This window comes from Altererythrobacter sp. Z27, assembly GCF_052683155.1.
The window spans coordinates 1839428-1863944 of record NZ_JBQYMC010000001.1 but is presented as its reverse complement, the minus strand read 5'-3'; the positions used below and the strand labels follow the sequence as shown (position 1 = coordinate 1863944).

27 protein-coding genes, 1 pseudogene and 1 riboswitch are annotated in these 24517 nt (G+C 63.1%); of the genes and pseudogenes, 17 read left to right on the top strand and 11 right to left on the bottom strand.

Features of this window, described 5'->3' with window-relative positions; translation table 11 throughout:
* The first annotated feature begins 76 nt into the window (after positions 1–76).
* Entirely contained in the window at positions 77–1633 is a 1557-nt protein-coding gene (locus tag ACUJ47_RS09105; protein ID WP_445538084.1) for a flavin-containing monooxygenase, read from the top strand.
* A 24-nt stretch (positions 1634–1657) separates the two neighbouring features.
* Positions 1658–2065, top strand: coding sequence for a hypothetical protein (locus tag ACUJ47_RS09100; protein ID WP_445538083.1), 408 nt, complete (start codon positions 1658–1660; stop codon positions 2063–2065).
* A gap of 58 nt (positions 2066–2123) precedes the next feature.
* Here the strand turns inward: ACUJ47_RS09100 and ACUJ47_RS09095 are convergent, their stop codons facing one another.
* Positions 2124–2723 (bottom strand): hypothetical protein, encoded by a 600-nt coding sequence (locus tag ACUJ47_RS09095; RefSeq protein WP_445538082.1) that lies wholly within the window; start codon positions 2721–2723, stop codon positions 2124–2126.
* A 216-nt stretch (positions 2724–2939) separates the two neighbouring features.
* On the opposite strand from ACUJ47_RS09095, the gene ACUJ47_RS09090 reads away from it, so the two are divergent.
* Positions 2940–3590, top strand: a complete 651-nt coding sequence (locus ACUJ47_RS09090) for a TetR/AcrR family transcriptional regulator (RefSeq protein ID WP_445538081.1) — start codon at positions 2940–2942, stop codon at positions 3588–3590.
* A 31-nt stretch (positions 3591–3621) separates the two neighbouring features.
* Here the strand turns inward: ACUJ47_RS09090 and ACUJ47_RS09085 are convergent, their stop codons facing one another.
* The gene (locus ACUJ47_RS09085; RefSeq protein ID WP_445538080.1) at positions 3622–4860 is read right to left on the bottom strand and encodes a cytochrome P450; all 1239 of its coding nucleotides are present in this window, start codon (positions 4858–4860) and stop codon (positions 3622–3624) included.
* Between the two features lie 53 nt (positions 4861–4913).
* A riboswitch (TPP riboswitch) is annotated at positions 4914–5025 on the top strand.
* Positions 5026–5060: 35 nt separating this feature from the next.
* On the opposite strand from ACUJ47_RS09085, the gene thiC reads away from it, so the two are divergent.
* The 5 genes and pseudogenes from thiC to ACUJ47_RS09060 all read left to right on the top strand — a co-directional run bounded on the left by thiC (position 5061) and on the right by ACUJ47_RS09060 (position 9075).
* The gene (gene thiC, locus ACUJ47_RS09080) at positions 5061–6938 is read left to right on the top strand and encodes a phosphomethylpyrimidine synthase ThiC (RefSeq protein WP_445538079.1); all 1878 of its coding nucleotides are present in this window, start codon (positions 5061–5063) and stop codon (positions 6936–6938) included.
* A 102-nt stretch (positions 6939–7040) separates the two neighbouring features.
* Positions 7041–7946, top strand: a complete 906-nt coding sequence (locus ACUJ47_RS09075) for a hypothetical protein (protein ID WP_445538078.1) — start codon at positions 7041–7043, stop codon at positions 7944–7946.
* 34 nt (positions 7947–7980) lie between these two features.
* Positions 7981–8223, top strand: a pseudogene (locus ACUJ47_RS09070) (phosphomethylpyrimidine synthase ThiC); the annotation flags it as partial.
* A 5-nt stretch (positions 8224–8228) separates the two neighbouring features.
* Complete coding sequence (locus ACUJ47_RS09065; protein ID WP_354144135.1) at positions 8229–8681, top strand: PaaI family thioesterase; 453 nt, start codon at positions 8229–8231, stop codon at positions 8679–8681.
* Positions 8682–8694: 13 nt separating this feature from the next.
* Entirely contained in the window at positions 8695–9075 is a 381-nt protein-coding gene (locus ACUJ47_RS09060; RefSeq protein ID WP_445538077.1) for an EthD domain-containing protein, read from the top strand.
* An 82-nt stretch (positions 9076–9157) separates the two neighbouring features.
* Here ACUJ47_RS09060 and ACUJ47_RS09055 read toward each other — a convergent pair whose 3' ends face one another.
* Positions 9158–9463 (bottom strand): GIY-YIG nuclease family protein, encoded by a 306-nt coding sequence (locus ACUJ47_RS09055; RefSeq protein WP_445538076.1) that lies wholly within the window; start codon positions 9461–9463, stop codon positions 9158–9160.
* Between the two features lie 78 nt (positions 9464–9541).
* Positions 9542–10210, bottom strand: coding sequence for a DUF2726 domain-containing protein (locus ACUJ47_RS09050; protein WP_445538075.1), 669 nt, complete (start codon positions 10208–10210; stop codon positions 9542–9544).
* Positions 10211–10499: 289 nt separating this feature from the next.
* Here ACUJ47_RS09050 and ACUJ47_RS09045 point away from each other — a divergent pair, with 289 nt between their 5' ends.
* The 5 genes from ACUJ47_RS09045 to ACUJ47_RS09025 all read left to right on the top strand — a co-directional run bounded on the left by ACUJ47_RS09045 (position 10500) and on the right by ACUJ47_RS09025 (position 12891).
* Positions 10500–10844: an HPF/RaiA family ribosome-associated protein gene (locus tag ACUJ47_RS09045; RefSeq protein ID WP_445538074.1), complete on the top strand. Its 345-nt coding sequence runs from the start codon at positions 10500–10502 to the stop codon at positions 10842–10844.
* Positions 10845–10942: 98 nt separating this feature from the next.
* Positions 10943–11569, top strand: coding sequence for a dioxygenase family protein (locus ACUJ47_RS09040; RefSeq protein ID WP_445538073.1), 627 nt, complete (start codon positions 10943–10945; stop codon positions 11567–11569).
* Positions 11570–11687: 118 nt separating this feature from the next.
* Positions 11688–12086 carry a COG3650 family protein gene (locus ACUJ47_RS09035; RefSeq protein WP_445538072.1) on the top strand — a complete coding sequence of 133 codons (399 nt, stop codon included), beginning with the start codon at positions 11688–11690 and terminating at the stop codon, positions 12084–12086.
* A 2-nt stretch (positions 12087–12088) separates the two neighbouring features.
* On the top strand, positions 12089–12454 hold the full coding sequence (locus tag ACUJ47_RS09030; RefSeq protein WP_445538071.1) for a hypothetical protein: 366 nt from the start codon (positions 12089–12091) through the stop codon (positions 12452–12454).
* Positions 12455–12483: 29 nt separating this feature from the next.
* The gene (locus ACUJ47_RS09025; protein WP_445538070.1) at positions 12484–12891 is read left to right on the top strand and encodes a GFA family protein; all 408 of its coding nucleotides are present in this window, start codon (positions 12484–12486) and stop codon (positions 12889–12891) included.
* A gap of 4 nt (positions 12892–12895) precedes the next feature.
* Here ACUJ47_RS09025 and ACUJ47_RS09020 read toward each other — a convergent pair whose 3' ends face one another.
* The gene (locus tag ACUJ47_RS09020; RefSeq protein ID WP_445538069.1) at positions 12896–13228 is read right to left on the bottom strand and encodes an Mpo1-like protein; all 333 of its coding nucleotides are present in this window, start codon (positions 13226–13228) and stop codon (positions 12896–12898) included.
* A 6-nt stretch (positions 13229–13234) separates the two neighbouring features.
* A complete protein-coding gene (locus ACUJ47_RS09015) occupies positions 13235–14680 on the bottom strand; it encodes a S41 family peptidase (protein ID WP_445538068.1) in 1446 nt (481 codons plus the stop codon).
* Positions 14681–14914: 234 nt separating this feature from the next.
* Between ACUJ47_RS09015 and ACUJ47_RS09010 the strand changes: the two genes are divergently transcribed.
* The 3 genes from ACUJ47_RS09010 to ACUJ47_RS09000 all read left to right on the top strand — a co-directional run bounded on the left by ACUJ47_RS09010 (position 14915) and on the right by ACUJ47_RS09000 (position 17284).
* Positions 14915–15508, top strand: coding sequence for a YbhB/YbcL family Raf kinase inhibitor-like protein (locus ACUJ47_RS09010; protein ID WP_445538067.1), 594 nt, complete (start codon positions 14915–14917; stop codon positions 15506–15508).
* Positions 15509–15534: 26 nt separating this feature from the next.
* On the top strand, positions 15535–15780 hold the full coding sequence (locus ACUJ47_RS09005; protein WP_354144123.1) for an SWIB/MDM2 domain-containing protein: 246 nt from the start codon (positions 15535–15537) through the stop codon (positions 15778–15780).
* A gap of 241 nt (positions 15781–16021) precedes the next feature.
* The gene (locus tag ACUJ47_RS09000; protein WP_445538066.1) at positions 16022–17284 is read left to right on the top strand and encodes a dipeptidase; all 1263 of its coding nucleotides are present in this window, start codon (positions 16022–16024) and stop codon (positions 17282–17284) included.
* A gap of 3 nt (positions 17285–17287) precedes the next feature.
* Here ACUJ47_RS09000 and ACUJ47_RS08995 read toward each other — a convergent pair whose 3' ends face one another.
* Together ACUJ47_RS08995 and dapD are read right to left on the bottom strand one after the other, a co-directional pair.
* Positions 17288–17443, bottom strand: coding sequence for a hypothetical protein (locus ACUJ47_RS08995; protein WP_445538065.1), 156 nt, complete (start codon positions 17441–17443; stop codon positions 17288–17290).
* Positions 17444–17532: 89 nt separating this feature from the next.
* Positions 17533–18372 (bottom strand): 2,3,4,5-tetrahydropyridine-2,6-dicarboxylate N-succinyltransferase, encoded by an 840-nt coding sequence (gene dapD, locus ACUJ47_RS08990; RefSeq protein ID WP_445538064.1) that lies wholly within the window; start codon positions 18370–18372, stop codon positions 17533–17535.
* Between the two features lie 151 nt (positions 18373–18523).
* Between dapD and ACUJ47_RS08985 the strand changes: the two genes are divergently transcribed.
* Positions 18524–20932, top strand: a complete 2409-nt coding sequence (locus ACUJ47_RS08985; protein ID WP_445538063.1) for a S8 family serine peptidase — start codon at positions 18524–18526, stop codon at positions 20930–20932.
* Here the strand turns inward: ACUJ47_RS08985 and ACUJ47_RS08980 are convergent.
* From ACUJ47_RS08980 to ACUJ47_RS08970, 3 genes are read right to left on the bottom strand one after another with little or no spacing between them, the layout of a single operon-like run.
* Positions 20929–22008, bottom strand: a complete 1080-nt coding sequence (locus ACUJ47_RS08980) for a phosphotransferase family protein (RefSeq protein ID WP_445538062.1) — start codon at positions 22006–22008, stop codon at positions 20929–20931. The two genes, ACUJ47_RS08985 and ACUJ47_RS08980, sit on opposite strands and share 4 nt — an antisense overlap.
* On the bottom strand, positions 22008–23096 hold the full coding sequence (locus ACUJ47_RS08975) for a Zn-dependent alcohol dehydrogenase (RefSeq protein WP_445538061.1): 1089 nt from the start codon (positions 23094–23096) through the stop codon (positions 22008–22010). Before ACUJ47_RS08975 ends, ACUJ47_RS08980 begins: the two co-directional genes overlap by 1 nt.
* Entirely contained in the window at positions 23096–24430 is a 1335-nt protein-coding gene (locus ACUJ47_RS08970) for an acyl-CoA dehydrogenase family protein (RefSeq protein ID WP_445538060.1), read from the bottom strand. The genes ACUJ47_RS08975 and ACUJ47_RS08970 overlap by 1 nt, the downstream gene beginning before the upstream one ends.
* Positions 24431–24517: the final 87 nt, after the last annotated feature.

The following is a 24517-nucleotide window of genomic DNA, read 5'->3' as shown; positions in this document are numbered from 1 at the left end:
TGATTGACCTGGATCAATGCGGCCTTCCCTCCATTCCGCAAGAAGTGCAGAATGCCCGTGGAATGGAGAGGGTGCGATGAACGCTGTAGACAGGATTGAGCCGGACGCCGCGGTTGAACATGTGGACGTGCTGATTGCCGGTGCCGGCATCTCGGGGATCGGGTCGGCATACCATTTGCAGGAGCAATGCCCGGGCAAGAGCTACCTCATTCTCGAGATGAAGGACACGTTTGGCGGCACCTGGGAAACGCATAAATATCCGGGGGTTCGCTCGGATTCGGACCTCTATACCTTCGGCTATCGCTTCAAGCCGTGGATCGGCGCGCCGATCGCCAGCGCCGAAGAGATCCTCAAATATATGGGCGACGTGATCGAAGAGAACGGGATCGGAGAACACATCCGTTACGGCCACCGAATCACTGGCTGCTCCTTCTCGCGCGAAACCGACCTTTGGACCGTGGAAGCGACTCGGCTTTCGGATGGCGTGAAACGGAATTTCACCTGCCACTTCCTGTGGATGTGCCAGGGCTATTACGATCACGAAAAGCCCTACATCCCGCCCGAATGGGCCGAGATGGGGCTGAAGGAGTTCAAGGGCGACTTCGTCCACGCCCAGTTGTGGGACCCGGATTACGACTATTCGGGCAAGCGCGTACTGGTGATCGGATCGGGCGCGACCGCGGCTACCGTGGTCCCCGAACTCGCGCAGAAGGCCGCGCATGTCACCATGCTGCAGCGTTCCCCCACCTATTTCTTCTGCAGCGAGAACAAGAACGAGCTGGCCGACCGGCTGCGCGAGATCGGGATCGACGAGCCGACCATCCACCGCGTGGTGCGCGCGCAGATCATGCACGACCAGGATCTGATGACCCGCCGCTGCATCGAAGAGCCCGATGTCGTGGTGGAAGAATTGCGCGAGCTGGTGCGTGCCTTCACCGGCAAGCCCGATTTCCAGTTCGAACCGCACTTCGCCCCGAAATATCGCCCGTGGCAGCAGCGGCTGGCCTTCTGCCCCGAAGGCGACGTGTTCCGCGCGGCGGTCGAAGGCAAGCTGACGGTCGTGACCGACACGATCGACCGCTTCACTGAAACGGGCGTGCGCACGGCTTCGGGCGAAGAGATCGAAGCCGATCTGATCATCGCGGCCACCGGCTTCCGCCTGTCGGTGATGGGGGACATCCCCTTCGCCGTCGATGGCAAGCCGGTGAACTGGCACGACACGGTGACCTATCGCGGCATGATGTTCACTGGCGTGCCCAACATGGCCTGGGTGATGGGATACTTCCGCGCCAGCTGGACCCTGCGCGTCGACATGATGGGCGACTTCGTGTGCGGCCTACTCAACCACATGGACGAGAAGCACGCAGGCCGGGTCGAAGTGGTGCTGCGGCCCGAAGACAAGGGCATGGAGCTCCTGCCCTGGATCGAAGCCGACAATTTCAACCCGGGCTATTTGATGCGCGGGCTCGACCAGATGCCCCGGCGCGGCGACAAACCCGAATGGCGGCACAACCAGGATTACTGGCACGAAAAGGACGAGATTCCGAACATCGACCTTGAGGGGCCGGAGTTCCTCTATGCAGGTGCCTGCATGGACACCAGGCGCAAGCTCAATCTCGAAACCGCCGAATAGAGCGGGCGCAAGGGGGAGAGAGAAATGGAACTCGACAGCGCATTCGACCCGGTGGCGTGGAGCGCCACCTTGCTGGGCGCCTTTGCCGTGGCGGTGGCGATCGGCGCGCTGCGCCAGCCGGGCACCTGGAGCAAGATGGTGCTGGAAATCGAGGAATCGCCCGCGCTGCAATTGCTGTGCGGTTTCGCCGAATTGTTCGTGGGTGCGGCGATCTATCTGATCAATCCGTGGGATTCGTCCGACCTGCTGGCGATGGTGATGAAGGCGCTGGGCGGGCTGATGATGGCCGAAGCGCTGGTCGTGATGGCGATCTCCGACCTCTATTTCCAGGCCTGGCTCAAGAACCTTGCCGCAATGAAACGCGGCTGGCCGTTGGTGACGCTGCTGGTCGGCGCCCTGCTGGCGGGCGCAGGGATGCTGCGCTTCGTCTAGGCAATGAAAAGGGGGCAGGCACCGGCCCGCCCCCAATTCGCATTTCCGACAATCGGGATCAGTCGCGCTGCGGCGCCTGCACTTCGCTGGCAGTGGCGACGGTCGTGCCGTTCTGGCGCAGCTTGCCGCGCTTCTGCGGCTGGGCCTGTACATTCTGCACGGCCGGCAGCAGCAGGCCCTTGCGTTCCTCAGCCTGAGGTGCCTGCATGTCATCAGCGGTCGGCACGGTCGTGCCGCCTTCCTGGCGGAAGGGCTTGCCCTGCGTCTGCGCGGAAGCCTGCGCGCGCTGGACCGCGGGCAGCAGCAGGCCCTTGCGCTCTTCGCTCTGCGGCGCCTGAACGTCGTCAGCGGTAGGCACGGTCGTGCCGCCTTCCTGGCGGAAGCCCTTGCCTGTGGCGTTGGCCGCGCCCTCTCCGGTTTCCGGAGCCAGGACTTCATCGGCGGTGGCAACGGTGGTTCCATTCTGGACCAGGCGCGCTTCGGTTGGGGCAGGAGTCGAATCCTGCGCATGGGCTGTGCTGAGCCCGCGACGTTCGAGTTCGCTGTTGAGGCGCTTCTTGGCTTCGGCCTTGACCGCGCTCTTGATGAAATCGAGCGGGCCGGCGTGAGCGGGGGCCGCAACAAGCGACAGGGCGATGATCGATACTAGGGTCTTCATGGTCTTAATCTCCTGAATTGAACTTTCCGGGGTCGGATGTCGGCAATGGCCGTCTCTGCTTCCGGGCGACCAGCGATCACTGTTTGGTGATTCGCTCACAGAAGTCTTTGAAATCGAATGGTTTAGGCCTTCAGTCTCCGTTTCCGATGGGCTCCCACTAGACAAAACTAGAGTACAAGTCTAGAGCAATAATCTAGAAAAAGATTCTAGAGTGACATGGACAAACAAATCCTCCACATGCGGCCCATGGTGCAGAAGCGTAGCCAGAAGACCCGCGACCTCGTGCTCGACACGGCGACCGAGCTGGTGATCGAGCACGGCCACCAGAACATGGCGATGAAGGATCTGGTCGAACGCTCGGGCGTGTCGAACGGGTCGATCTTCCATCACTTCGGTTCGAAGGACGGCGTGCTCGAAGCGATCTTCGTGAGCGAGCGGCGCGCCTACCTGGGCTATGTCGCCGAATGCATCCTTGGATATGATGGCGACCCATGCGAGGCGATGGGTGAAGGCGCGCGCGCCGCGATCCTGTTCCAGGCGCGCGATCCGCAGCGGCATTTCCGGCTGATCACGCAATTCTCGCATTCGGAATGGCTGGCGCAGAACACGCAATTATGGGCCGACCTGGCGGTCGAGATCGAGCGGCCGGTTATGGAATGGGCGATTCCGCACCTTGCGGCGGGCCGACTGCCGATGTTGCCTCCGGCCACGATCCAGTCGCTGATGCTCGGCCCCGCCGAACTGGTGTGCAACCAGTGGCGCAACGGCCGCATGGGCGGCGCGCTGGAAGACCAGGCCCCTGCGGTGGCGCGTTTCGTCGCCGAAGGACTCAAGGCCTTGCGCTCGCCCCCGCCAAGCGAAGCCTAGATTTCAGCGGGCGCGCTCGCGCAGGCCCGGCTCAGCTGCGCGTCTCGATCCGGACCGGCATTTCGGTGAAGCCGTGCAGGAAGGGGCTGGCCAGCCGGGTCGGTTCGCTTTGCGGCACGATGCGCCAGTTGCGGGCGATGATTTCCTCGATCACCGTGGCGATCTGGATTTCGGCCAGCCGCGCGCCCACGCAGCGGTGGATGCCGTGGCCGAAGGCGAGGTGCCGCCGCGCATTTTCGCGGGTCACGTCGAAGCGGTCGGCATCGGGGAACACGCTCTCGTCGCGATTGGCAGAGATGTACCACAGGATGATCTTCTCGCCTTCGCGGATCTGCTGGCCCGCCAGCTCGGTGTCGCGCGTTGCGGTGCGCCGCATGTGGGTGACCGGCGATTGCCAGCGGATGATTTCCTGCGCGGCATTGGGGATCAGATCGGCATTGGCATGCAGCAGGTCGAGCTGGTCGGGATAGAGATCCAGCGCTTCGACCAGTCCGCTCATCGAGTTGCGCGTGGTGTCGTTACCGCCCACGATCAGGAGAGCGATATTGGCGATCCGCTCCATCGGCTCCATGTGGCCCATCGCTTCGGAATGGACCATGCGGCTGAGCAAATCGTCGCTGGGGGGCTGGGCGCGGCGTACCTCCAACTCGCGGTCGAAGCGTTCGAGCATCTGGCCCATCTGGACGAGGAATTCGGCGAAATATTCCTCGGTGAGATTGTCCGCCGAAACCCCGCTGGCCCAGTCGGACCAGCGCTTGATGTCGCGCCATTCGTCATAGGGCATGTCGAACAGGATGCAGAGCATGCCGATGGTCATCGGGATCGACACGCGCTCGACCCAGTCGAAGGTCTCGCCTTGCGGCAAGCCGTCGAGCAGTTCGGCGCAGCGCGCGCGCACTTGCACTTCGCGCGTAGCCATCTGGCTGGGCGAGAAGGCCGGTGAAATCACCCTGCGCTGCGCGGTGTGGATCGGCGGATCCTGCGCGATGAAATTGGGGAATGCGTGGTCGTTCACATCGTCTGCGATGGTGATGTTGCCGCGCTCCCAAGAGGACGACCACGTCTCCCAATCAAGCTCGACCTGCTGGATCAGATCGTGCGTCACGGCGGACCAATAGGGGCCGAAAGGGCTGTCCGGTAGATAGCTCAGCGGCATGGTTTTGCGCAGCTGGGCAAAGGGCGCGTGCCAGCGGTTCTCGGTGTAGAGCGCGTTCGCGCTGAGATCGATTGGAGTAATCGGCCGTTCCCTGGTCTCTGCAATGCTTGCCATGGCGTGTTCTCTCCCGCTTCGTCTTTACTGGATGCTTGCACAGGTCTAGGGCCTTGTCATCCCCGGGGAGCCAGCTTGCGGCTGAGAGGGGCGGGGTAAGCGCCGCCCGACCCGTTGAACCTGAACCGATTAGCATCGGCGGAGGGAGCGGACGGCTAGCTGCCCGGAAACCGCTCTCCCGCCAGTAGGAGAGACTTCGCATGGCCGATATCAACAGCCCGATCGAGATCGGCGTCACCACCGGGCCTATTCGCGGCAGCCGAAAGATCCATGTCGGCGCGCGCACTGGCAGCGGCATCCGCGTCGCCATGCGCGAGATCGACCTTGAGGGCGACGAGCCTTCGGTGCGCGTTTACGACACTTCGGGCCCCTACACCGACCCGGCGGTCACGATCGACATCGCCAAGGGCCTTGCGCCGCTGCGCCGCGACTGGATTCTCGCGCGCGGCGACGTCGAGGAATATGACGCACGCGAAGTGAAGCCGGAAGACAATGGCCAGCTCGGGCCCGACCGTTCGGGCGGCGTGCCCGCTTTCCCGAATGTCGCAAGGCGCGTGCTGCGCGCGAAAGCGGGCATGAACGTCAGCCAGATGCATTATGCCCGCCGCGGCATCATCACGCCCGAAATGGAATACGTGGCCGAGCGCGAGAACCTCGGCCGCGAAATGGCGAAGGAACTGATCGCCGCCAATCGCGAAGGCGCGCAAAGCTGGGGCGCGGCGATCCCCGACGTCATCACGCCCGAATTCGTGCGCGACGAAGTGGCGCGCGGCCGCGCGATCATCCCCAGCAACATCAACCACCCGGAATCGGAGCCGATGGCGATCGGCCGCAACTTCCTGGTCAAGATCAACGCCAATATCGGCAACTCGGCGGTCGCCAGCGACGTCGCCAGCGAAGTCGACAAGATGGTCTGGTCGATCCGCTGGGGCGCGGACACAGTGATGGACCTCAGCACCGGCCGCAACATCCATGACACGCGCGAATGGATCATCCGCAACTCGCCCGTTCCGATCGGCACTGTGCCGATCTACCAGGCACTGGAGAAGGTCGGCGGCATTGCCGAGGAACTGACCTGGGAAATCTTCCGCGACACGCTGATCGAACAGGCCGAACAGGGCGTCGACTATTTCACCATCCACGCCGGGGTGCGGCTGCCCTATGTCCCGCTCACCGCGAAGCGCGTGACCGGCATCGTTTCGCGCGGCGGCTCGATCATGGCGAAATGGTGCCTCGCGCACCACAAGGAGAGCTTCCTTTACGAGCATTTCGACGAGATCACCGAGATCATGAAGGCCTATGACATCGCCTATTCGCTGGGGGACGGCCTGCGTCCGGGATCGATCGCCGACGCGAACGACGAAGCGCAATTCGCGGAGCTCTACACGCTGGGCGAACTGACCAAGCGCGCCTGGCAGCAGGACGTGCAGGTGATGATCGAAGGGCCCGGCCACGTGCCGATGCACAAGATCAAGGAGAACATGGACAAGCAGCTCGAGGCTTGCGGCGAAGCGCCGTTCTACACGCTCGGGCCGCTCGTCACCGATATCGCGCCGGGATACGACCACATCACCAGCGGCATCGGCGCGGCGATGATCGGCTGGTTCGGCACGGCGATGCTCTGCTACGTCACGCCCAAGGAACACCTCGGCCTGCCTGACCGCGACGATGTGAAGGTGGGCGTCGTCACCTACAAGCTCGCCGCCCACGCGGCCGACCTTGCCAAGGGGCATCCGGCGTCCAAGGTGCGCGACGATGCACTGAGCAAGGCGCGCTTCGAATTCCGCTGGCGCGACCAGTTCAACCTCAGCCTCGATCCCGATACGGCCGAGCAATATCATGACCAGACCCTGCCCGCCGAAGGCGCCAAGACTGCCCATTTCTGCAGTATGTGCGGCCCCAAGTTCTGCAGTATGAAGATCACGCAGGAAGTGCGCGACTTCGCCAGACTGCAGAACCAGGGCAGCGAGGGGTTCATTCTAGCGGAGGCCGAAGCCGGGATGGCCGAGATGAGCAAGGTCTATGACGAGACCGGGCGGGAGCTGTATATGGGGGCCGGGGACCGCGAGCGGGATTGAAGGGCGAGCGCGCAGCCGATGCACTGGTACGCCGCCCGCCTTGAGATGCGGAGCCCATTTGCCTAGCCGGATAGATATGCAGGCCGTCCAGAGGGTGCTGAAATGACGTCATACGAACAAGTTTGGATGCGCCGACCGTTCGGATATCGGCAAAAGCGCGAGAGAAGGTCCGCCTCCCTGACGGCTTGGCTTAAGCTCTCTTTGACATTCGGTATCGTGATGTTCAGCACCTCTCCGGATGATGCGGCCGCCTCCACCTTCATGTGCACCGGCGGCCCTAACGAGCAACAGGTCGGGATCGACACCTCCAATCCGAGCGTATCTGTCCCACTGTGCGTATCAACTCCAACCGTTGAGAGTGGCGACGCCGGGCGGAATGGGCGAAGGGACATCACCCCGTATCGTCCGCCAGGTTATAAGCCTCCCCCGAGGCCGAAGGGATGGCAGAAGCAGTGGACGGGCTTTGCCGCATTCATTGTGCACGAGGACGAGCGTGGCGACGCCGACAAAAAGCCGGTCTACGACTACTCATTGGCGATGAACTACCCCAGCGCGGCAGAGGCGAGGGCGGCAGCCGAAGGGATGTGCCGCCTTCGCGGGCGCTTTACACGCAGCATGAAAGGCTATTACCGGAGTTTGGACGATTATTGCAGGTCGAACACCTGGGTATTGGAAGAACCTTTCATCAGGATTGGTGTGAAGCGGTACGGACAAGTAAGCGTTGATCAAGATGTGAATCCGGTTCGGGCAGCCAAGGTCAGCCGGAAGATCGGCGGCAAGAGTTATAATTGCAGTTCAGATCAAGCCAATACACCCGAATTGTGTAACTACTGGGTGCTGGCGGTAATCCCCAATGGGCTCCATCAACGCCCTCCCGTCACGGGGTTTGACACCGTGTTCCCTTGCCCGGATGGGCCGGAAAGCAACCGATACAAAATCGTCGGCGTCGACAGGAAGACGGGTCTTTTCGTCGCGCTTTGCGGCCCTGATCTTGCGGTGTGGAACTAGGTCACAGACCCCCGGACCTCACCTGACTGCCGCCACGGCGGAACAATACCAGACCCTGCCTGCCGAAGGCGCCAAGACTGCCCATTTCTGCAGTATGTGCGGCCCCAAGTTCTGCAGTATGAAGATCACGCAGGAAGTGCGCGACTTCGCCGCGAAGCAGAACCAGGAGAGCACTGGCTTCATCGCGGCGTCGGCGGACGAGGCGGAAAAGGGGATGGAGCAGATGGCCGAGAAATATCGCGAGGGCGGGGACCTTTACGTCCCTGCGTCGGAATAGCCGCCATGGGCGCAGCCGAAGCGGAAAAGCCGGTCTACCGCGTCGAATTCGTCGAGCGCACCGGCATGCGCCGGCTCGAGGAAGGGCGTGGGCATTCCAAACTGCTGATGCCGCTCGCGCCCAATGCCAACCATGTCGACGTGATGTATCTCGGCGCTTTCTGCGTGCTGGCCGAAGCGGTGGCGGCGGGGCCGGGCATCTCGGTGCTCGACACCGCGAAATACTTCCCGATCATCAAGGATATCGCGGTCGACTTCCACCGCATGGCGGCGAGCGACGTCACCGCCGAATACACTTTGTCGGAAGAGCAGATCGCGGGCCTGCTGGCCGATCTCGAGCGCAAGGGCAGCGCCACCTATGTCGCCGAAGTGCCGATGCACGATGCCGATGGCGCGCTGGTCGCCACCGGCAAGGTCACGGTGAAGCTGCTCAGCCACGGATGGAGCAAGCCCGCCTGAAGGAGACGCGAAGATGATCAAGCTCACCTATTGCCTCCACCGCCTGCCGTCGCTCACCCGCGCCGAGTTCCAGCGATACTGGCGCGAAACGCATGCTCCGCTGGTGGCGGCGGCGCGCGATGCGCTGGGCATCCGCCGCTATATCCAGCAGCACACCGTCGACAGCGCGATCGGCGCGGCCAATAATGAAGGGCGCGGCATCCCCTATGGCGATGGCGAGGATTTCGACGGCGTGGCCGAATTGTGGTTCGACAGCGAGGAAGCGGTCGCCGCCGCGGTCGCCACCGAAGCGGGACAGAAGCACGCGCGGATCCTGTTCGAAGATGAAGCGAACTTTATCGACTTCGGTCGCTCGCGCTGCTTCATCACGCAGGCGAATGAGGTGATTGGGTAGGGCGCCGCACAGGTTCTTCTACCCCTTTTATTTTCCGATCCCACCCCGTCATCCTGAACTTGTTTCAGGATAACAATCAATCTTATTCGGCAAGTCCCATTTCAGGGGCGAGATCGGTCCATTCCGGGTTGTCGCTTTCGACCAGGTTGATCTTCCACTCGCGACGCCAGTTTTTGAGCTGCTTCTCCCGGGAAATGGCATCCTCCATGCTCGCGAACATCTCGATGCGGACAAGGCGATTGCAATTGCGGTGCTTGGCGAAGCCTTCGAACGCCCCGGTCCTGTGCTGCCAGAAGCGTTGCGGCGGATCGGAGGTGACGCCGATATAGATGTATCCGCGCCTGCCGCTGGCGAGGATATAGACGCAGGGGGTGCGTTCTCTCGTCATTCTCACCTCAATCGCCATGCTGAACCCGTTTTCAGCATAACCCTGCCGGACAAATGTTCTTGTTATCCTGAAACAAGTTCAGGATGACGGGGCAGGGGGAGTTTCCTGGTCCTTTGGCAGCGGCACCAGCTTCTCGACCAGCCGCTTCAGCTCTGCGGGTGTCGTATGACCGGCGACGACTTCGTGATAACCGATCCCGGCTTTCCGCAGTGCCTCCTTCTTTACTGCATCGCGCGCGGCGGCGCTGCCCTGATGGTGACCGTTGCCCTGATACTCGATTGCATGGCGAACCTCGCAGTTCTCGTCCATCAGCGCGAAATCGACCCGTTTGGAGTTGACCGCGAGATAGGCGTCCTTGTCAGGACTGGCGAGGAACTCGCCGAGCGAAACCTGCGCCATTACCTGCCAAGCTGAATTGCGCGCGATCACCGCTTGGTCGAGTGCGACGAACACTTTTGCTTCGGGCCTGTTGAGTAGGGCACGAGCGGCAAATTTTGCTCGCATGACAACACGAAGCTGGTCGGTTGCCATGTCAGTCGCTTGCGCCTGCTTCGCCTCGAGGCGTTCGATCGACTTGAGGTTCGGGCCGTTTTTCTTCGCATTGCGGCCTTGCCAATAGGCGCGGCGCTCCGCCCGTTTTTGGGCTTCGACGAAACGCTCAATGAACATGCCCAATGCAGCGCCGATCGCCAGAACAATGGCGAGCAACCATGGCTTGTCCAACAGGGCAACTATTTCCGGCGGCATAGAAAGAGAATATCACGCAATTACTTGCGAAAGGTCAACTCTACTGGCCGCTTTCCTACACGCCCACTCGCATGGTTTAACGGTAGCCATGCAACCATTCATGGCCACCCTCGCTTCGGCCCCTCGATCCCGGCAAATCCGCAGGGCCGTTTTCTTTACCAGGACTGTGTCGCATGTGTCGCATCGGCTTGCGCGCACCGGCCCGATTTTCCGCCCGATTTCGCTGGACTCGCGCGTCGCAATTCCCATCTTGGTGATAGAGCGAAAGAGAAGAGAGGAGACCGGCGCAATGCAGATCCAGTTCAATTCCGACAGCAGCGTGATGGGCACGGCGAATGTCGCCGAGCGGATCGAAGCGCAGCTGCGCCACCGGCTCGCGCGCTATGAGGATCGCCTCACCCGGATTGAAGTCCATGTCAGCGACGAGAATGCGCGCAAGGGCGGAGCGGACGACAAGAGCTGCACCATCGAAGCGCGTCCGCGCAGCGGCAGGGCGATCGGCGTTACCGCGCATGCAGCCGACGTCGACGCTGCCGCGCGCAAGGCGGGGAACATCCTGTTCGAGCGGCTCGATCGCGTGTTCGGCAAGGCCGAGCGGCACAAGCACGATCCCTCGCCCGACAAGGTGATGTAAACGGGCGGCTTTCTGCGCCGCCGCGATGGACTTGCCTGTTGGCTTGGGTTAGCAAGCGCGCAGGGGGTCGCTCTTTCTTTGGGGGGAGGGGACGACCCATGTCTCACATAATTCATCGCATTTCGCGCCGCGCCTTCACTGCCGGCGCGCTCGCCAGCGCCGCCGGGGCCAGCCACGCGTTGGCGCAGACCATCACTTCGCCATCGGACATCGGGCCGTTCTTCCCGGCCGGCTATCGCGGCGAGACCGACGCCGACCTCACCCGCGTCGGCGCGCACGGTGAACGGGCGCTGGGTCAGGTTATCGAAGTGATGGGCCGGGTGCTCGATCGCCACGGCAACCCGATCAGCGGAGCGAAACTCGACATCTGGCAGGCCAATACGCATGGCCGCTATGCCCATCCGCAGGATACGTCCGACCGCCCGCTCGATCCCAATTTCCAGGGCTTCGCCACCATCCATACCGGCAGCGACGGCAGCTGGAAGCTGACGACGATCAAGCCCGGTTCCTATGGCGAAGGCCGCGGGCAGCGCACGCCGCACATACATATGGATGTGAGCGGGAGCGAATCGCGCAATATCTACCAGATGTATTTCCCGGACGAGGCCGAATCCAACCAGCGCGACGGGCTCTACCGCTCGCTGCGCGACGGAGCGCCGACGTCGGTGGCGAACGCGCTGGGCGACCATCGCTACAGCTGGGATATCGTGATGATCGAGGGTTAGCGGGCCATAGCCTGCTGCGCGAAAAGGCGTGACGAGCGCTGTTCGATAGCCTAGCTTCGCGTGGATCGGGAGGGAGCGTTTCGGCATGAAAACAGGGCGATGCATGGCAGGAATTGCGATGGCGGCCCTGCTTGCGTCCTGCTCCGGCGAGTCCCAACCCGTACCGGGCGATGTGCCTGCCTTCGACGGGATCGCCGAGGACGAGACGATCACCGCGCTGGGCACCGAACCCTTCTGGAGCGCGAAGATCGCAGGCACGGCGATGACCTATTCGACGCCGGACAATATTGACGGCACCGAGATCGAGGTTTCGCGCTTTGCCGGGAACGGCGGACTGGGCTTCAGCGGCACGCTCAATGGCGAAGCGCTGCTGATGGCGGTGACGCCGGGCGATTGCTCCGACCAGATGAGCGACCGGACCTATCCGTTCACTGTGACTTTCAACATCGGAGAAGCGCAGATGGTCGGCTGCGCCTATACCGACAGACAACCCTTTGCTGGTGAGGAGAACCCCTGAACATGAGTTCCTATGGCGACGCCGGGCGCGGCTGGCGGATTTTCTTCTGGGCGGCAGCCGCCTTCAACTTCCTGATCGGGCTGGCAGGCATGCTGATGCCCGAATCCCCGCTTGACGGCCGCATCATCGGGCTGCTCGTCTTCGCCTTCGGGCTGGTCTACTTCATCGTGGCGAGCGACCCCTTGCGTTATGGCAAGGTGATCTGGGCCGGGGTGCTCGGCAAGGTTGGCGTCGTCGCGCTGATGGGCCCGACCGAGTTCGGTGGCGACGGCAGCGGGCTGGTCGCCGCGGTGCTGGCGGGAGATGCGTTGTTCGCCTTCGGCTTCCTGGTGTTCCTGTTCACCCGGGCCGACGCGGCGGAATCGTAAGAGGGGCTCACGGCCTCGGGGAGGAAGATATGGGACTGACCGGAGGATGCCTGTGCGGCCAGGTGCGCTATGAGATCACTGCCGATCCGCTGATGTGCCTGACCTGCCATTGCAAGAATTGTCAGCGGCAGGCGGGCAGCGCCTATTCGGTCATCATCGGCGTGCCTGAAGGGGCGCTGAAGGTGGAGGGCAAGGTCAAGACCTTTAACGACAAGGGCGACAGCGGTGGGACGGTGCAGCGCCAGTTCTGCCCCGATTGCGGTTCGCCGCTGTTCTCGCTGGTGGAGGCCTCGCCCGGCATGGTCTGGGTCAAGGCCGGCACGCTCGACGACACTTCGGTCATCCAGCCGAGCCTGCATGTCTATACCAAGAGCAAGCAGGACTGGGTCGAACTGGGTGATATACCCGGGGTCGAAACCGTGCCTTCCGGACTGTGAAGGATCAGCGCGGAACGCCCGCGCGATCGAGTTCGGGGCCGAGCCTGCCGGTCAGCCACAGGCCCCACATTCGAAAATCGGCGATCAGCGACCAGAGCGGGTAGGTAAAGGTGGCGGGCTGGTTCTTCTCGACACCGAAATGCCCCAGCCAAGCGAAGAAATAGCCTGCAAGCGGGAGCGCGGCGAGCCAGGGCCAGCTCTCGCTCAGCATTGCCCAAAGTGCGATGCCGACCACCAGCGTCGTGCCGATATAGTGCAGCGCGCGGGTTTGCCGCTTGCTGTGCTCGCGCAGGTAGAACGGCCAGAATTCGGCGAAGCTCGAATACTCGCGCGCCATCGCCGGTCAGAAAAGCCCGGGGATCTGGTGTTGCGCGGCGGTCGGCCGCTCGGGCTGCATCAGCTGGCGCTCGCCGCTCACCGCCTGCGTGGTCCGTAGCCCAGCTTCCGAAATCGCGGTGCAGCTGCGCCCGGCAAGGAAATCGAGCGCGGTCGCAATCGACGCTTCGCGCGGGTCGCCCAGCGGAATGAAGATGTCGTCATTCGCGCGGCATGTGTTGGGCATGACACTGGCGAGGCCTGTGAAATACTCGCCCTGGTCGTTCGCGTTGACTGTCTTGAACGCCACGGCCCGCAAGCGGTCATCGCATTGGGTGCGGTCAAAGCCAAATTGGCCCACCGGCTTGCCATATGTGTTGGTGCCGATCAGCGCGACGTTGGTGCCGAGGTAAGGCAACATCGAATTGATCACCAGTTCGCTCGCTGAAGCGGTGCCGCCGCGACCGATGAAGGCCACCTTGGTGGGAGCAATCGCCTGTGGCTGTGAAGCGAAAAGCTTGGTCTCGTTCTCTGACGACTTGGAGCTGCGCAGTATCGTCTTCGACCAGACCTGGCCCGTCCTGCCTGTGCCCATGAGATCGCCCATCAAATCGGCGATCGACACCAACCCGCCGCCATTGTAGCGAAAATCGATAATCAGTTCGGTAACGCCCTGATCCTTGAACTGCTGGAATGCGGCTCTCAGGTCCGGGTCCGCACTGCTCACGATGAAGGTACGCAGGTTGAGATAGCCGACCTTCTTCCCGCCATCATCGATGATCCGCACGCCATAGCGGTCGGATACCGGATCAAGCGAGTAATCGGCCTTGGCGATGCTCGCTTCGATCGTTACGCCCGACGCGGTGCGGAAACGGATCACGCGCGTGACACCCGCATCCGAAGGGCCCAGTGCATCAATCACCGCCTGCGGACCGCCAGTCGCCATCAGTGTGCTGACCGATTGCAGGTTGCTGCTGCTTGTCCCGATTGCCAACAGTTCGGTGCCGCGGTCGATCCCGGCGCCCAGGCCTGGCGCATTCTCATATGCTTCCAATACGTAGACGCGATTGGCGGACGTGTCGTAGCCCAGGCGGATACCGAAGCCTGCGCTCGAGCCCGAATTTATCAGGGCATTCTCTTCCGCGATCGATGTGATGTAGGTGAAATAGCGGTCTTTGGACTGCGCCCGCGCGGGGGCAACCAGCGCATCGATGTAGGACTGGAGATCGGAGTATGCCGCTCCGTTCACGTTGGCGCTCAGCAGTTCGGGGAAAAGGTACCATTCGTCGAGGGTCGCTTTTACCCATTGCTGCCGGGTTGCGAGCGAGCAGGCGGAACTCGAAGGCGTCGGAGTCGGCGTACCGCCTCCGCCGATCGGGGGAGGCGATGAGGAGCCACCACCGCCGCATGCGGCAAGCGAGAAGGCCAGCGTGGCGGTCAGGGCTGAGCGGCCGATACCCATTTTCATCCTCATGATCTGCCCGGGACAAGTGCCCGATCCGGGGGAAACCCGGCAAACATGACGCCATGCGCCCATGCGGGCAATCCCCGCCAAGGCAGTTTTGCGAGGGTAAAAACCCGTCATCAGGGGGAATTACCCACAGTTTAGCGGCCAAAAGCGGTGCAAATTCGGGGCCACCACCTCGTCACGCCCCGTCGAAGAGCCTAGTTTCGCCCACCAATATTGAGAGAGAGGAATCCAATTACTGTGTCCGGCTTGCCTGATTGGCTCAATGCGTCCTTGCCGCCCGCGGCCCGCCATGCGGGACTGGCGATTGCGCGGCTTGGCAGCGAGCGCAACTTTGGACGCGGCGGATTGCAACTGACCAGCCCGGCCTTTTCCGGTGGCGGCGAACTGGACCCTTGTTTTACTGCCGATGAGGAAGATGCAGTCGCTCCGCCGCTCGAATGGAGCGCGCCTCCTCCGGGGACGCAGGAGCTCGCGCTCGTGGTCGAGGATGCCACCGGCAATTCTTCCGAGCCGCGGTGCCATTGGCTGGTTTGGGGCCTCCCGGGCCAGCGCGGCAAGCTGCTCGAAGGTGAGGTGCCGCCGCGCACCGGAAAGAACTCGCTAGGAAATTCGGAGTGGTTGCTGCCCGACCTGCCGGAGGGCGAACCGCACCAATACGTATTCCAATTGTTTGCGCTCGAACTGCCTTTGACCCTTATGCCAGGGGCAAAGCGGGAGGACCTGCTCGCAGCAATGGAAGGGCATGTCGTCGCCAGCACTACGCTGGTTGCCCAATATACCCGGTCGCAGGAGGACGAGGAAGACTGGGATGATGACGATTTCGAGTTGTAACGGCCAAAAAACGAAAGGAACTGAACATGGCTGGAAACGCGCTGCAAAAGCCCGTCAATGTGTCGCCTGCGCTTGAAGCGGTGATTGGCAAGGGTCCGATGACCCGCGCCCAGGTCACCTCGAAGGTGTGGGACTACATCAAGGCTAACGGTCTGCAGGACAAGACCGACAAGCGTCAGATCAATCCCGATGCCAAGCTTGGCGCGGTGATCGGCAATGCCCAGATCTCGATGTTCAAGATGACTGCTGCGGTGTCGAAGCACCTCAGCTGATCCTTGCGATCGGGCGGCGCTTTCCGTGTGGGAGGCGCCGCCCTTTCGGCTCTTGCGGTCCGGCTGAGGCTAGCCTCGCGACCGCCACTATGCACCGGCGCGAAGCCGGCCCGGTTGGTGTTGCGCCAACTTGCTCTCCTTCCGATTGATCGTGGCTATCTGGGGCGCTTCCCATTGCGAGGCGTTGCGCTATGACAGGTCCTTCGAAGCTGCTCGAAAAGAGCCCCTGCCGGAGGATCGCATGAAATTGTCCCGCTTGCTTGCCGCTGTTGCGCTGCTTGGCCTTCCCGCACTCGCGGCTGCTCAGTCGCCAGAAGACACCGCCGCGGCAGCTCTCAAGGCTGCGCCGGTATTCGACGGGCACAATGACGCCCCGATGCAGCTGCGCGACCGCTTCGGCAACGTCATCAACGGGTTCGATTTCGAGGACACCACCTACACCGGGGACGGCCACCCGCAGGGAGCTGTGATGCACACGGACCTTATCCGGCTGCGCAAAGGTAAGGTGGGTGCGCAATATTGGTCGGTCTATGTCCCGGCATCGCTCAAGGAACCTGAAGCGGTGCAGGCAACGATCGAGCAGATCGATGTGACCAAACGGCTGGTTGCGCGCTATCCGGACGAATTGCAGCTCGCGCTCACGGCTGACGATGTCGAGGCCGCGATTGCGAAGGGCAAGATCGCTTCCCTGATCGGCATGGAAGGCGGGCATTCGATCGGTTCGAGCCTCGCGGTATTGCGCCAGATGTACGCGCTCGGCGCGCGTTACATGACGCTGACGCATTCGAAGAACACGCCCTGGGCCGACAGCGCGACCGATGCTCCCGCGCATGACGGGCTGACCGATTTCGGGCGCGACCTCGTGCGCGAAATGAACCGTATGGGCATGCAGGTCGATCTCAGCCATGTCAGCGAAAAGACCATGCACGACGTGCTCGACGTGGCGAAAGCGCCGGTGATCTTCAGCCATTCGGGTGCGCGCGCGATCAACGGCCATGCGCGCAACGTGCCTGACAGCGTGCTCAAGCGGCTGCCCGCGAATGGCGGTGTGGTGATGGTGGTTGGCTTGCCCGGCTTCCTCAGCGAGGCCACACGCCAATGGAACAGCCAGCGCGAAGCGGAGCGCGCGCGGCTTTCAGCGCTCTGGCTGGGCCAGCCTGAGGCCGTCGCCGCCGGGCTGAAGCAATGGGACGCGACCAACCCGGTTCCGCTGGCCACCATTTCGGATATGGCCGACCATATCGACCATATCCGCGATGTCGCGGGGATCGACTATATCGGCATCGGTGGCGATTATGACGGCATGCCGAGCGGCCCGGTGGGGATGGAAGACGTTGCCGGATATCCCGCGCTGTTCGTGGAACTGGCGAGACGCGGATACAGCCGGCAGGACCTCGAGAAAATCTCGCTGCGCAATGCCTTGCGCGCGCTGCGCGGGGCGGAAGCCTATGCCGCCAGCCAGCGGGGCGCGCCCGAGATCGAGAATTCCGTCAAGGGCGAGTGAGCCCTAGGCCGCAGTCAAAGCCGGGACGATCCACACCAGGGTCATGGCGATGATCGCCAGCAGCAATCCCACCGCGAGCACCCAGCGGAGGCCGGTGTTGGTCACACCAGCGCGGGCTTCATTGTCGTCGATATGGATTTCGCCGTTTCTGTTTTCCATGGGCATTCCTTCCCGCGAACAAGGCCCTGCGGGCAATCAACGGCTCGCATGGTGCCTTGTTCCGAATGTGCGCCCATGGCGGCGCAAGGTCAATCGCGCAGAAGTTCGTTGATTCCGGTCTTGGCGCGGGTCTGCGCATCGACCGTTTTGACGATCACCGCGCAATAGAGCGAGGGGCCGGGGCTTCCGTCCGCAAGCGGCTTGCCGGGCAGCGATCCGGGAACGACGACCGCATAGGGCGGCACTTCGCCGCGATAGATTGCGCCGGTCTCGCGATCGACGATCTTGGTCGACGCGCCAAGGTAAACGCCCATGGAGAGGACCGCGCCTTCGCCCACGCGCACGCCTTCGGCCACTTCGGCGCGGGCACCGATGAACGCGCCGTCGCCGATGATCACCGGTTCGGCCTGAAGCGGTTCGAGCACGCCGCCGATCCCGGCGCCGCCTGAAATATGCACGTTCTTGCCGATCTGAGCGCAGGAGCCGACCGTGGCCCAGGTGTCGATCATCGTGCCTTCATCGACATAGGCGCCGATGTTCACGAAGCTCGGCATCAGCACCACGCCCTTGCCGATGAAGCTGCCCCGGCGCGCCACTGCGCCAGGCACGACCCGGAAACCTGCATCGCTGAAGCGATTGTCGCCCCATCCGGCGAACTTGCTCGGGACCTTGTCGTAAGCGGCTTCGCCAGCGGAGCCGCCTTCCATCACGCGGTTGTTGGTGAGCCGGAACGAAAGCAGCACCGCCTGCTTGAGCCACTGGTTGACCTTCCATCCGCCATTGCCATCGGGCTCGGCAACGCGCGCCGCACCGCTGTCGAGCAGGCCTATCGCTTCTTCGACCATCGTGCGCACGTCCTGGTCGGCAGGGCTCAGTTCGGTGCGGCGTTCCCACGCCGCTTCGATCGCTTGGACGAGTTCGCTGGACATTCCTGTATCTCCGCAGGCCCGTATCTTCGCAGGTGGCAATTGGCCCTTGCCGCGCTGCTAGCGGCGGTGCGCGGGTGCGGCAAGAGCGCAGCTGCGCAGATTTTCTTGCCATCGCGATAACCTTGCACTTATGCCTATGGCTTAACGGGGGATGGCAGAGGAAGGTCGTACCATGCCCAGCATCCTCAATCCGCATATCAATCGCTGGAGTTCTTCGGCCGCGCTTGGCGCGATTGCGCTGCTGGCGGGATGCGGCGGCGGAGGAGGGGCACCACCGGTCAGCACGCCTCCGCCTGTGCCGACACCTACGCCTTCACCCACGCCTACGCCCACTCCGACACCCACCCCCACCCCCACCAATTTCAACACGCAGGAATACCGCGATTCCGACGGGCCCCAGTTCCACAATGCAGTCAGCGCCTGGCAGGCGGGGGCAACCGGGCAAGGATCGATCATCGCCATCGTCGATAGCGGGATCGACAGCGACAGCCCAGAATTTGCCGGGCGAATCCACCCGAACTCGACCGATGTTGTCGGCAACCGGGGCCTCGACGGGCCTGATGACCACGGTACGCATGTTGCGCTGGTGGCTGCCGCTGCGCGGGACAATCGCGGCATAATGGGCATCGCCTTTGACGCGCAGGTGCTGGCTATCCGGGCCGATGAGCCTGGAACCTGTTCCACCGGCTCGTCGCAGGATCCCTCCGTAAGTTGCCTGTTTGACGATCGCGCGATCGCTGCGGGCGTGGACCTGGCAGTGAGTTCGGGCGCGAAGGTGGTCAATCTCAGCCTTGGCGGGGGCACTGCTTCGCAAGTGCTGCTCGATGCGGTGGCGCGCGCCAGCAGCGCCGGTCTCGTGATCGTGGTTTCGGCCGGCAATGGCGGTGACGGTAGCGAGCCGGGCATCGATCCCGATCAGCCCGATCCCTTTGCCTCCAGCCTGCTGCAGGCCGGCGGTGCCAATTTGATCATCGTCGGTTCGAACGATGCGAGCGGGCAGTTTTCCAGCTTCAGCAACCGCGCCGAGAATTCGCGCGATTCCTTCCTCACGGCGCTCGGGGAGGATATCTGCTGCGTCTATGAGAACGGGCAATTGCTGGTCGAAAACATCAACGGCCAGCAATTCGTTACGGTCTTTTCGGGCACCAGCTTTTCTGCTCCCCAAGTGGCCGGTGCAGTGGCCTTGCTGGCGCAGACCTTTCCCAATCTGACCGGCGCGGAAATGGTCGAGATTTTGCTCGACAGCGCGCTTGATGCAGGAGCGAGCGGCATCGATGCCGTTTTCGGCCGCGGGATTCTCGACATAGCTCGCGCCTTCGCCCCGGCGGGCACGACGACGATAGCCGGGCAGAGCACGGCATTTGCGCTGGGTGAAAGGGTCGCGGTCGGCTCGCCCGCAATGGGCGATGCGCTGGGCGGATTGTCGCTGCCGACGATCATCACCGACAAATATGACCGCGCCTATGGCTTCGACCTGGGGAGAGGGCTGGCAGGATCGAGCCTCGTTCCGCGATTGCGCGGAGCGGTCGAAATGCGCGGCCACGAACTCGCCGCGGCAAGTCGGGACATGGCGCTCGCCTTCCAGGTGGCGGGCGGCCCGCGCGCGGGTGGGTTGCAATGGGCGGGGCCTTTGCGGCTCAGTTCAGACGAAGCCGGATCGGCAAAGGTGCTTGCCGCACGCATCGCCGCGCGGATCGCGCCGGGCACACAACTCGGCATTGCCTATGCGCAAGGGGCAGGCGGGCTTGTTGCCCAATTGCAGGGCCATTCCACGCCAGCCTTCCGCATTGCGCCGGGCCCTCGCGGCGATGCAGGTTTCTTCCAGGCGAGTGATGCGGCGCTGGCGCTGCGGCATGAATTCGAGCCGTGGGGCGTGACGTTTCACGCCGGAAGCGGCGACGCGCGCCTTGCCTATGCGCCCCGGCTGGAAGAGCTGCTGTATGGGCCGGGCGAGCGCTTCCCGACGCGCAGTTTCGGAATGGAGCTGGACCGGCGATATGGCGCGCTGGCTGCAACGCTGGGGATGAGCTGGCTGCGCGAAGAGCGCAGCGTATTGGGTGCACGCTTACACCCGGCGATCGCGCAAGGCGGGGCGGATACAGGTTTCCTCGAGCTGAGTGCGCGCTGGCAACCGGGCGATGACTGGTCCGCCGGAGGCGAATGGCGGCTTGGTGTGACCCGGCCCGATCAAGGAAGCGTGATCACCAGCGGTTCGCAACTGATTAGCCAGGCATGGGCATTCGACCTAACACGCGCTTCGATATTTGCGCGCGGCGACAGCCTGGGGCTTCGCTTGAGCCAGCCTTTGCGGGTCGAGCACGGCGGGCTCAGTCTCAATTTGCCTGCGAGCTATGACTATGCGAGCGAAACGGCGGGTTTTGCGATCCAGCGCCTGTCGCTTGCCCCGCAAGGGCGCGAACTGGTCGGTGAACTCGCCTGGCAGGGCCCGCTGGCGTGGGGGCGGGCCGCCGCCAGCCTGTTCTACCGCCATGAGCCCGGCCATTATGCCGGGGCGCCCCGCGATGCCGGCGCCATGGTGAGCTTCACTGCCGGTTTCTAGTCGGGCATTCCGGCGGCTTTGGCGAAATCATAGGCACGCTCGATCAGCGGCGTGACACGCTCGCTCATCGATTTTGCGTGGGCCGAGGAAGCTGTGCCGTCGATGACGCGCTTCTTGATGCCCTGCATGATCCCCGCCAGCCGGAACAGATTGTAACCGAAATACCAATCCATCGGCGGAACTGGATAACCGGTGCGCGCGACATAGCGTTCGACTGCCTCTTCCATCGAAGGAATGCCCAGCTCTGCCAGGTCGAGCCCGGCGAGGCCGGCGCGGCCATCGGAAGCGTTCTTCCAGTTGAGCATCAGGTAGCTGAAGTCGGCGATCGGATCGCCCAGCGTCGACAGCTCCCAATCGAGCACCGCGATCACGCGATTCTCGGTCTTGTGGAAAATCACATTGTCGAGCCGGTAGTCGCCATGCACCACGCTGGAATTGTGCTGCGGCGGGATCGTCTGCGGAAGCCATTCGATCATCCGCTCCATCTTGGGCTGATGCTCGGTTTCGGAGAGCTTGTATTGCTTGGTCCAGCGGTTGATCTGGCGCGCGCAATAATCGTTTGGCTTGCCGAAATCGCCCAGCCCGATCGCCTGCGGGTCCTTGGTGTGGAGGTCCGCCATGGTGTCGATCAGCGAATGGTAGATTTCGCGCCGATCTTCCTTCGAACATTGCGGCAGCGCCCCGTTCCAGAGCGACCGCCCGTCGGCGAGGCTCATCACGAAGAACTTGGAGCCGATCACTTCGGGGTCTTCGCACAGGCCAAAGGTGCGCGGCACGGGGAAGCCGGTGGGGTACAGCCCCGTCATCGCGGCATATTCGCGGTCCACCGCATGGGCGCTTGGCAGCAATTTGCCGAATGGCTGGCGGCGCAGCACGTAGGATGCACCGGGCGTGTCGATGCGATAGGTCGGGTTCGACTGGCCACCCTTGAACTTGGTGTAGCTGATCGGACCTTCATAACCTTCGACATTGGCTTCGAACCAGGCTGTCAGCCGGTCGAGATCGAGCCGATCCGCTTCGGACACCTCGACAGTTCCGACCATTTCCTTGTCGAAATCGATCGCTTCCTCGCTCATCAGTCGAACACCACCACGCTACGGGCAGAATGGCCGCCCTTCATCTTCTCGAAGCCCTCGTTGATCTTCTCCAGCGGGATCCGCTCGGCAATGATCGTGTCGAGATCGAGCAGTCCGCGCATGTAGAAATCGACGAGGCGCGGCAGGTCGACCGGGAAGTGGTTCATCCCCATGATCGCGCCCTGCAGCTTCTTGCCGCCCAGCAGGTCAAGCGCACCGAGCCCGACCTTGCAATCGAGCGGCATCATGCCGAGGATAGTGGCAGTGCCGCCGCGGCGCAGGATCTTGACGGCTAGATCGGCCGAAGCCTGGCGGCCGACGGCTTCGATGGCATGGTGCACGCCGCCGCCGCTGATCGCCATGACCTGCTCGACCGCGTCTGCAGCCATGGCATCGACCGTATGGGTCGCGCCCAGCACTTGCGCCAGTTCGCGCTTCTCCGGGATCGGATCGATCGCAATGACCTTGCCCGCGCCAGCGATCTTGGCGGCGTTGATGGCGGCAAGGCCGACCCCGCCGCAGCCGACCACGGCGACGGTTTCACCCGGCACCACCTTGCAGGCGTTGAAGATGGTGCCCGCGCCGGTCGTCACTGCGCAGCCGATCACGGCGGCACGGTCGAGCGGCATATTCTTGTCGATGGCGACGCAGGCATGCTCGTGGATCAGCATCTGCTCGCAGAAGGCCGAGAGGTTGAGCATCTGTGCCACCGGCGCCGAGCCGTCGGCGCGCATGATGCGCGGGGCGGCATCGGGCGCGCGGCGGGTTTCCGCGCCAAGGCACAGAGCCATGCGGCCGGTGACGCAGAACTCGCAGTGCCCGCAAAAGGCGCTGAGGCACGAGACCACGTGGTCGCCCGGCTTCACCGTCTTCACTTCGCTCCCCACCGCGCGGACCACGCCCGCTGCCTCGTGGCCCGGGATCGCCGGCAGCGGGTGCGGATAGGTACCTTCGATGAAGTGCAGGTCGGAATGGCACAGCCCGCAGGCCTTGGTGTCGATCAGCACTTCGTGCGGGCCGGGATCGGCGAGTTCGACCTCGCCGATCGTCAGTCCGCCGACTTGCTCGAGAATGGCAGCTTTCGCCATCAGCGCGCCACTCCCATATCGCCCGAGCTGAAGCCTGCTTCGCCCATGCTCGGCGCCTTGCCGTCGCGCAGCGCGTTGGCGGAGGGGCCTGCCTGAGGCAGGTGCTTGGCGAATTCCATCCGCGCGATCGAACGGGCATGGACTTCGTCAGGCCCGTCAGCCAGCCGCAGCGTGCGCTGGTGGGCATAGGCGCTGGCCAGGCCATAGTCTTCCGACACGCCGCCGCCGCCATGCGCCTGGATCGCATCGTCGATGATGCGCAGCGCCATATTGGGCGCCTGCACCTTGATCATGGCGATTTCCTGCTTGGCGTTCTTGTTGCCGACCTTGTCCATCATATCGGCCGCCTTGAGGCAAAGCAGGCGAGTCATGTCGATGTCGATGCGGGCGCGAGCGACGCGCTCTTCCCAGACCGAGTGCTTGTAGATCGGCTTGCCGAAAGCTTCGCGTTCCTGCAGGCGGCGGCACATCTTGGCGAGCGCTTCCTCGGCGACGCCGATGGTGCGCATGCAGTGATGGATACGGCCCGGCCCAAGGCGGCCCTGTGCGATCTCGAAGCCGCGGCCTTCGCCGAGCAGCATGTTGCTGACTGGGACGCGGACGTCCTTCAGTTCGACTTCCATGTGGCCGTGCGGGGCATCGTCATAGCCGAACACCGGAAGGTGACGGATGATGTTCACGCCCGGCGCATCATTGGGCATCAGGATCATCGACTGCGCGGCATGGCGACCGGCGCTGAAATCGGTCTTGCCCATGACGATCGAGACCTTGCAGCGTGGATCGCCAAGGCCCGAAGACCACCATTTGCGGCCATTGATGACGTATTCGTCGCCATCGCGCTCGATCCGGGTCTCGATATTGGTCGCGTCGGACGAGGCGGTATAGGGCTCGGTCATGAGGAAGGCGGAGCGGATCTCGCCATTCATGATCGGCGTCAGCCACCGGTCCTTCTGTTCGCGCGTGCCATAGCGGTGGAACACTTCCATATTGCCGGTGTCGGGCGCGGAACAGTTGAACACTTCCGAAGCGAAACCGATGCGGCCCATTTCCTCGGCGCACAGCGCATATTCGAGGTTGGTAAGACCCGGGCCTTCGAATTCATAAGTTTCGTCGACATGGTGATGGCCGTCATTGCGCGGCGGCATGAACAGGTTCCAGATGCCTTCTGCCTTGGCCTTGGCCTTAAGCTCTTCGACCACCGGGATCACTTTCCAGCGATCGCCTGCGGCATCCTGCGCCTTGTAGGTCGGAACTGCGGGGCGGATGTGATGATCGATGAAATCGCGCACCCGGTTGCGCCAATATTGCTGCCGTTCGGTGGGTTCGAAATCCATGGGGGTGCTCCTGTCCTTATCTCTCTTCGGTTTCTCTAATCGGATGTTGTGCACTTCAGTGGCAGAGGCCGCTGGGTGCGCCAAGCT